Raw genomic sequence first — 434 nt, 5'->3', positions numbered from 1 at the left:
CACCGCCCGTGGCCTGCTGCACGGCGCTGTTCACCGCCGCCGTGGCCTCGGAGAGGGCCTGGGAGGCAGCTAGCGTGCGGGTATTGAGCCCCTTCAGGGAATCAAGGGTTTCCTGGGCCGTGGCTGTGCGATCGTCGATGGTGGCCGCCGCCTCCTCGAGGCTCTTGCGGACGGCGCTATCGGCGGGGAGCTTTCCTGCCCGCTCTCGCAGCGACGACGCCATGGCCTTGCCTTCGTCGATGGTGGTCTGCCCCTGAATAAGGGCTGCCTGAATAGCACCTTGGGCCTGCCCCGTGGTGCTGGCCAAAGACGCCGCGGCCTCATCGGCCTTGGAAGCAGCCGTCGTAGCAGCCTCAAGACTGGTTTGCACGGCGGGCAGAGCCGCAGCCGAGAACTCGGTGAGCTATGTCTGCAAGGCAGAGCTTTGCGAAGCC

Annotated in this window: 1 pseudogene; it reads right to left on the bottom strand. The window is 66.8% G+C overall.

Going from position 1 to position 434, the window contains the following annotated elements:
- Window positions 1-370: pseudogene (locus tag PZH32_RS11415) on the bottom strand (hypothetical protein); the annotation flags it as partial.
- Window positions 371-434: the final 64 nt, after the last annotated feature.

The sequence above is a fragment of the Adlercreutzia equolifaciens genome (genome assembly GCF_029076695.1).
GTDB lineage: Bacteria > Actinomycetota > Coriobacteriia > Coriobacteriales > Eggerthellaceae > Adlercreutzia > Adlercreutzia equolifaciens_A.
Note: the sequence above shows the minus strand (reverse complement) of the source record. Positions and strands in the feature narration are given on the sequence as shown.